Here is a 7,110-nt window from a genome sequence, read left to right as displayed (position 1 = left end):
TCCAGATGGCGCTTTCCCCAACCATCACAATCCCAGAATGGGCAGAAGAACAGGCCCGCGCTCGTGCCCGCTCACTCGGCTGGGACTACTACGTCATGCGCTCCAATTGGCTGGCCTTTGCGCACGACGCCGCAGCCAAGGGGAACCCGCCGAAGAACGTAGGGGCTGCATTCGTGGCCTACTGCAAGAAGCAAGAGAACCTACGGGGTTGAACATCGCCAGAAAATACTAGACGGAAACAGGTAAACGGTTCACCATTACAGATATGCGAACAGCAGAAAACACCATGGTATACACCTTAGGCGAGGCCGCAAAAGCGACCGGAAAATCCAAGGCGACAATATCTAAGGCTATAAAAAGTGGCCGTGTTTCTGCGCGCAAGGATGAAACAGGCACGTTTCACATTGATCCTTCTGAACTGCATAGGGTTTACCCGCCAACCGCTTCTAGCGAACAAGAGGAAACCCCAGCGAACACCCTCGCAAAAACCGATATTGACGGAACTATCAGGGAGTTACAGGCGCGTCTTGAATCCGCGCATGAACGCCTATCTGACAAGGAGGCAGTCATAGCCGATCTGAGGGAAGATCGGGATCGTTGGAGGCAGCAAGCCACCGCACTTTTAGCCGACCAGCGCCCATCAAAGAGCTTTATCTCACGCTTGTTTGGACGATGATCTTGTCCTCGGTGCCTGGGGGACTTGCACCTCAACACAAAGTGCTGATTTTTATACAGCAGAAATACTGAAATTTATTAACCTAAGTTTCTGATTTCGGCTTTCGCCAAAGCCACTCCCCCCCTCATCATCTCCCTATCCCAAGTATGGAGAAGACGATGATTTCGCATCACGCTAAAGTTCGCTGCCAGACGCGGGGAGTGACGCAAAACTTTCTGGAAACGCTGCTGAAACACGCCGACGTGGACCGGCCTATCGGAGACAACTGCCGCCTCCTGCGCGTCAGCCGGACCAGCGCGCATAAGCTGAACGTCGACGACCGGCTGGCGCGCTATGCCGTCATCTGGAGCGACGACACCAGCCGGGTCGTCACTGTCATGCCGCTGCGGGAAACCCGCGGAGGCGCCCGCTACCGCAGGATGTGAAGACAAGATGAACCGTACGAACAAGGAGAGTGGCCAAGAACGCACCGCACAAGCGGAGCGCCGTCTGGAAGACATCCGCACCAAAGCCGTCCAAAACGGCACCCGCCTGAACAACACCACGGATCGTCTCAAGGCAGCATATTTCCTGACACGCGTCTGGCAACGAGCAAAAAAGATGGGAGTCAGTAAGGCAGATTTTGAGGATCGGGTTTTGGCGCAACTGCAACGCCGCCGGGAAGGGCGCGAGGAGTTCCGCTTGGCGCGCTGGTTGTTGCCCAAAGTGACAATGCGCGAGATGGAAGCGATGGGCGGAGATGTGCCCCACGGCTTGCGGGAAACCTGGCGCAACCGGTCCGAACCGCAAAAGGCACTGGAGCCATACATCGCCGCTGTCGGCGAGGCCGCCCTCATCTGCGGAGAGACGCCCAAGGACTGGCAAATCGAACTTCTGTCACCGTTGAGCCTGTGGCAGCAGCATGGCGGCGAAGATGAGGACAGCACCGATATTCCTGCCGAAAATCTTGCCCTTATGGTCAATGCCCTTGGCCGCAAGCTGGGACACAGCAACGATCTGCCTGGACTGATCCGGCGGATGGGGGAACTTCCAAGCCGTCGCGACATGGAGGATGACAGCTTCCATCCGGCCCCAGACAACAACGTATGGTTCACGTCGCCCGTATTCCCCAACTGGAACAGCGGAGTTTATGCCGAAGAGGTATTCCCGTTCCCGTGTCTGTCGCTGGTTCACGTCCGGCATGGGTCTGCGAAGGTCATGGCCAAGCTTGCACCAGACATCGCAGATCTGAAGGACACACCGGAAGAGCCCGTGGAACTGACCGTCTATCGTGACGTTCGCCTTGCGGTCGCACCGGTCAACCCAAGCGAATGTGGCGGCGTGTTCGAGTCGCGCGGTGCCTTCACGCTGAAACGGCTGGCAAGAGGCCAGCGGGAATACACCGTCCACGGGATACTGCAGTTCGACATGTTCATCACCCCCGACCCGCGACAATACATCGAGATCGAAGGAAAACGGCATGTTGTCGAGGTTTCGGGAGAGATCGAAGGGGAGCCCGAAGTGGACTGGTATCTTGACGACTTCGAGGCTTTCCCAATCGGAGACCGGCAGCTTCCCTGGTCGAGGGACTGTGCCCACTACTGGACGCACACACCTGTCACGCCAGATTATTTGCGCTACTGGCTGGGCGGTGGGCACGGCAAACCTGGATCGCGCGATGTCGCTTTCGAGAAGGGCGCACCACTGGAATGGTCGTGGATTATGAGTGATCCGCCGCCTGTAGAGCCACCCAGTCCCGACAGGCTGAATTTCTGGGAACAGGGGCCGTTGCGCTTTCTGGAGGAAGCCCTTCACGACGGACGCGCGGAAGGAGTTCTGCAGGCTGCGTTCGACCGGCTCACAGCCAATGTCAAAGCGCGGGAAAAGCACTGGCGCGATGGGCGCGAGGAAAGCACGCAGGTGCTTTTGAACCGTTGGCGAGTTCCAGCAGATATGACGATGAAGCAGCCCTGAACTTCCGCTTTCCATGATGCGTCGGAAACCATCCACCTGCCGGACTAATCGTCCGGCAGGGCAAATAGCCAGATTGAACGGAACCCTGCAATGACCCGGATTTATGAACGCGATACCGACATTCTTTTCGCCAAGGCGCTGGAACATGTCCCAGCATTTGCCACCCACTTCTTGAAACTGGTCGAGGGAACCGGCACCCTTTCCCGAGTGCTGCGACAAACGCCGCATCACGGCGCAGGCCATCGCGGCAGCATCGACCTGGAACTGCGAACAAGTACGGACATGCTCCTGCTGGTCGAAAACAAGATCGACGCCGGCTACAGCGTCACCCGCAGCGGCGACCCGCAACCTGATCGCTATGAGGCCAGCGTTGCGGCACTACGCGCACGAGGGATCGCCGCGGCTTCAGTACTGTTGGCGCCCGAAGTCTATCTGCGCGGCAGCCGACATGCACATCGTTTCAATCACCAGATCAGCTACGAGGCGCTGCGCCAAGTCCTGTCAGGTGAGGATCTGGCCCTGCTCGATGCCGCCATCCTGCAGGCTGTCACACCCTACGATCCGGTTCCTAACTCCAGCAGCGCAACGTTCTTCGCGGAATACGAGGCATTTGCCCGGCGGCACTTTCCAAAGCTGGTGATTAAACACAACCCGAACGGAAACGGTGTGCGGCCAACTGAATCTCGCACCATCTATTTTGACGTGCCGCGCACACTCCACACCTGGGGAAGGTTGCCGCGGCCGCGGATGTCACTGCAATGCCGCGACAGCACGGCCCCTTCAGCCTCAGTCAAAATCATGCTCGGCGGATGGGGTATGAAGGCGGGCGAACTCCCGGTGCCGACCAGTCTGTCGGAGATTGGCGGCTATATTCGACCGGCAGGCAGATCACTCGGCCTAGTCATCGACACTCCACAACTGGACACTCAGACCCCTTTTATTGCGCAGATGGTCGAGATCGAAGCAGGACTAGAAGCCGCCGAAAGGCTGGCGCGATGGTGGAACAACCATGGCGAAGCACTGGCGTCATGGGCATGATCTATCACCCCATTAAACTGCAAAGATCCACACCGAGCCTGGGCATTGTAACGCAACCGTTACACGTGTTCCGCGCACATGGTGCGGGCAGACTCTTGAAAAACCCATCGCGATAGGTTATTTTCACTCATGGTCACGATCTACCGGGCGCATGGTCTGCGCGTCATCATCTTCACCGACGATCACGAGCCAGCCCATGTGCATGTGTTCGGGGACGGACAGGCCAAGATCAACCTGATCGGGTCTAACGGTTTTCCGGACCTTGTCTGGGCCGAAGACATGAAGGCGAACGATCTGCGCCGCGCCTTGCAGTTGGTCCGCGACCAGCAGGAACAGTTTCTGGCTAAATGGAGGGAAATCCATGGCTGACCTGACAGACGCCGAAATCAACGCAGCCCTAGAGCGGGGCCGCATCGCACAACAGACCGAACCGCGCGCAACATCCGCGCGCTATGATCGGAAAAACGGGCGCGTCATCGTCGACCTGACCAACGGCTGCACCTTCGCCTTTCCGCCCCGCATGGCGCAAGGGCTGGAAACCGCCACGGATGACGAGCTGGACTCGGTCGAAATCCTCGGCGCGGGCTATGGTCTGCATTGGGAAGCCCTCGATGCAGACCTGTCCGTGCCTGGCTTGCTGGCGGGGCTGTTCGGCACGAAGGCTTACATGGCACGACGGGCAGGACAGGCCACATCGCCCGCAAAGTCGGCAGCGGCGCGGGCGAACGGGGCAAAGGGCGGCAGGCCACGCAAACAGGCCTGACGTGCTTAGCTGGTGATCCAAGAGGGCGCAGCGCCTCTGGCCCATGGCAATTAGCGGAGCGGCCCGTAGGGAATTGCCTAGTGGGTTGTCATTTGAAATGACAATTCTGCACTTCCCGCCTACCCTGACCCCATCATCTGCCGCGTAAATCCTTTATCTTTTATCCGGCCTCACATGTCACAAGTCGTAAGTCTTATCTCTGATGTTCAAGGCCGCTATCCGCGTCAACAAGATCACCAGCATCGCCCAGTTGCGCGGTGCCACCCTCCACGCTGAACGCGCTGACGAAACCAGCCAGGCACGGCTGCGGGAAGGCGCTGAACCAGGTGCTGCGCTGGCATGGTCCAAGGCCCCTCAGAGCGACCGGGACTATCTGGCAGCTCACAAAGCCCACAAGGCAGAGCTGGGGGCTGGTGAACGCAAAGGCGCGCCCCTCTGCATGCAGGCGCTGTGCGTGATCTCTCCGGAATGGGTGAAGGCGGCGGGCGATCTGCATGACCCCGACAATCCCCGCAACCGCGCCCTGTTCGACCAGGCAAAGGCATGGGCGGAAAGCTGGGCCGGGAAGGGATCGGTCTTCGGGGCGCGCCTCGATCTGGACGAGGCCGGCGGCGCGGTGGTGGATCTGATGATTGCCCCGGTGCGTGACAGCCGCGGCAAGCCGATGATCTCCACCCAGAAGGCCCTGGTCGAGCTGAAGGCTGCAACGGGCGAGCGGAACGAGTATTCCGCCCTGCAGACGTCCTGGGCCGATTGGTCGCGCCAACATCTTGATGCACAGATCGAACGGGGCACCCGCCGCGTCATCACCGATCGACAGCACCTAACGCCCGAAACCTATGGCTTGGTGAAGGACAAGACCCGAGAAGAGGTGCTGCGGGACCAGGTGCGGACGCCAGACGTTGTCCGTGCCCTACTGAGCGTCTCAGAGCTACCTCCAGAGGCCATAGACGATCTGCGCGACCTTCTCCTGCTCCAGAGGGAGATACGGGCCCACAGGCGCGCGCCTGCGGCCTATGAGGCTCCTCGGGCATGGGAGCTACACACGTCGCTGGTGGATGGCACGAAAACCGACCCTTGGCCGATCATCAACGATGTGCGCAAGGACGCGGAAAAGGTCGTTACGACAGCGCAACGCTTCGGCATGGGCATGGACGACGACCAAAAGGGGTATGAGGCTGGACGGGCCTTCTTCCCGGCCCTGACCGACCGGATGCATCTGACGGCCGTCATCGCCAAATGCGCGGACTTCTGCGCCAAGACGGAAGCCTTCGTGAAAAACGCTCTCGCCCAGCTGCGCGGTGATGAACGGATTCCCTACCCCAGCCATGCCCAGCTCTGGCCGCAGAACGCCGAAGCCGCCGTGATCCGGAATGAGCAGAACCTCGGCCTACGGGCGCCAGAGGTCATAAAAACCGTTCAGCGCGAGCCGAAGCCGAAGATCGAGGTTGAGCAGGAAGCGCCGGTTCAGTCCAAGCACAGGTCGCGGGGTCTGGACTTCTGATCTTCTCAGCAAATCGACCATCACAGTTTGCGCAAGTAGTGGGTTTCCAGGCGCGATACGGGCGGAAAGCCCTAGTGTTATTAGTGTTACCTACGGAGTAAGTTACGCGCCAGACAATACATTAAAACTAATCACGAAAATCGTGCTTTTGGTTCCGAAAGGGTCAAACTTTGGTTCCGAAAGGGTCAAACTTTGGTTCCGAAAGGGTCAAACAGACTTCCCACCCAATCCAGTTCCTGATAGGTCAAACAAGTGAGTTCCTGAAAGGTCAAATTTTTCCATATGAGTCTTCTGCCGGATCGCCACCCAAACCTTGATTTCTTTGTCCTCGACATCGCGGATGCTGTGCCGAAAGACGACATGGCGTCGATGGAACACCCGCTGTTCTCACTGGCGACGAAACCGGACATGCGCCACCTCGAATATCGTAGCGGCGACAATGTCCTGAAGATCAGACCATCGGGGCTGGGTCTGCCCACGATCTTCGACAAGGACATTCTGATTTTCACCATCAGCCAGCTGATGGCGCGCAAGAACCGGGGCGAGCCCATCGGGGACACAGTGCGCTTCTCGGCGCGGGAGCTGTCCGTTGCGACCAACCGCCCGATCGGCGGCAACCACTACAAGCGCCTGGAAGACGCCTTTGCCCGCCTTCAAGGAGCGCAGTTCGTCACCAACATCAAGTCCGGCGGTAAGATCGAAACCCGCATCTTCTCACTGATCGACGAAGGTGGGTTTGTTCGGACCGACGACGAACGGTTCCGCTTGGACTACTGCGAGGTGAAGCTGTCACGCTGGCTGATGCGGGCAATCGAGACTGACCAGGTGGTCACAATCTCTCATGACTACTTCCGCCTTCGGCGCCCGCTGGAACGGCGACTGTATGAGATTGCCCGCAAGCACTGCGGCAGCTCTCCGAAGTGGCAAATCAGCCTGACCAACCTTCAGAACAAGACGGGCAGCAACGCCCCGATAAAGCGTTTTCGCCATAACCTGCGCGAGATCATCAAGGCCGATGTGACACCCTTCTACCGCTTCGAGATCGACGAGGCCGACCTGGTGACAGTGCGCCCTCGATCCGTCCAGATGGCGCTTTCCCCAACCATCACAATCCCAGAATGGGCAGAAGAACAGGCCCGCGCTCGTGCCCGCTCACTCGGCTGGGACTACTACGTC

8 protein-coding genes and 1 pseudogene are annotated in these 7,110 nt (G+C 58.9%); all 9 read left to right on the top strand.

Annotation, left to right across the window (positions count from 1 at the left end; genetic code table 11):
- Window positions 1–212, top strand: a pseudogene (locus C8N34_RS26730) (replication initiator protein A); the annotation flags it as partial.
- A gap of 74 nt (window positions 213–286) precedes the next feature.
- The gene (locus C8N34_RS25380) at window positions 287–676 is read left to right on the top strand and encodes a MerR family transcriptional regulator (protein WP_108131022.1); all 390 of its coding nucleotides are present in this window, start codon (window positions 287–289) and stop codon (window positions 674–676) included.
- 158 nt (window positions 677–834) lie between these two features.
- A complete protein-coding gene (locus C8N34_RS25375) occupies window positions 835–1,101 on the top strand; it encodes a hypothetical protein (RefSeq protein WP_145693925.1) in 267 nt (88 codons plus the stop codon).
- Between the two features lie 7 nt (window positions 1,102–1,108).
- Window positions 1,109–2,629, top strand: a complete 1,521-nt coding sequence (locus C8N34_RS25370; RefSeq protein ID WP_108131020.1) for a hypothetical protein — start codon at window positions 1,109–1,111, stop codon at window positions 2,627–2,629.
- Between the two features lie 90 nt (window positions 2,630–2,719).
- Complete coding sequence (locus C8N34_RS25365; protein WP_108131019.1) at window positions 2,720–3,667, top strand: hypothetical protein; 948 nt, start codon at window positions 2,720–2,722, stop codon at window positions 3,665–3,667.
- Window positions 3,668–3,796: 129 nt separating this feature from the next.
- Window positions 3,797–4,036 (top strand): DUF4160 domain-containing protein, encoded by a 240-nt coding sequence (locus C8N34_RS25360; RefSeq protein WP_108131018.1) that lies wholly within the window; start codon window positions 3,797–3,799, stop codon window positions 4,034–4,036.
- A complete protein-coding gene (locus C8N34_RS25355; RefSeq protein ID WP_108131017.1) occupies window positions 4,029–4,430 on the top strand; it encodes a DUF2442 domain-containing protein in 402 nt (133 codons plus the stop codon). Before C8N34_RS25360 ends, C8N34_RS25355 begins: the two co-directional genes overlap by 8 nt.
- A 202-nt stretch (window positions 4,431–4,632) precedes the next feature.
- Complete coding sequence (locus C8N34_RS25350; RefSeq protein WP_108131016.1) at window positions 4,633–5,934, top strand: plasmid recombination protein; 1,302 nt, start codon at window positions 4,633–4,635, stop codon at window positions 5,932–5,934.
- A gap of 282 nt (window positions 5,935–6,216) precedes the next feature.
- Window positions 6,217–7,110, top strand: an 894-nt coding sequence (locus C8N34_RS25345; protein WP_108131015.1) for a replication initiator protein A, incomplete at its 3' end; no start/stop codon positions are given.

The sequence above is a fragment of the Gemmobacter caeni genome, assembly GCF_003054195.1.
GTDB classification, from domain to species: domain Bacteria; phylum Pseudomonadota; class Alphaproteobacteria; order Rhodobacterales; family Rhodobacteraceae; genus Gemmobacter; species Gemmobacter caeni.
Note: the sequence above shows the minus strand (reverse complement) of the source record. Positions and strands in the feature narration are given on the sequence as shown.

What these genes read in the sequence shown, in the direction of transcription:
- C8N34_RS25380 (WP_108131022.1), top strand. Translation starts at nt 287, where the DNA reads ATGGTATACACCTTAGGCGAGGCCGCAAAAGCGACCGGAAAATCCAAG.
- C8N34_RS25375 (WP_145693925.1), top strand. Translation starts at nt 835, where the DNA reads ATGATTTCGCATCACGCTAAAGTTCGCTGCCAGACGCGGGGAGTGACG.
- C8N34_RS25370 (WP_108131020.1), top strand. Translation starts at nt 1,109, where the DNA reads ATGAACCGTACGAACAAGGAGAGTGGCCAAGAACGCACCGCACAAGCG.
- C8N34_RS25365 (WP_108131019.1), top strand. Translation starts at nt 2,720, where the DNA reads ATGACCCGGATTTATGAACGCGATACCGACATTCTTTTCGCCAAGGCG.
- C8N34_RS25360 (WP_108131018.1), top strand. Translation starts at nt 3,797, where the DNA reads ATGGTCACGATCTACCGGGCGCATGGTCTGCGCGTCATCATCTTCACC.
- C8N34_RS25355 (WP_108131017.1), top strand. Translation starts at nt 4,029, where the DNA reads ATGGCTGACCTGACAGACGCCGAAATCAACGCAGCCCTAGAGCGGGGC.
- C8N34_RS25350 (WP_108131016.1), top strand. Translation starts at nt 4,633, where the DNA reads ATGTTCAAGGCCGCTATCCGCGTCAACAAGATCACCAGCATCGCCCAG.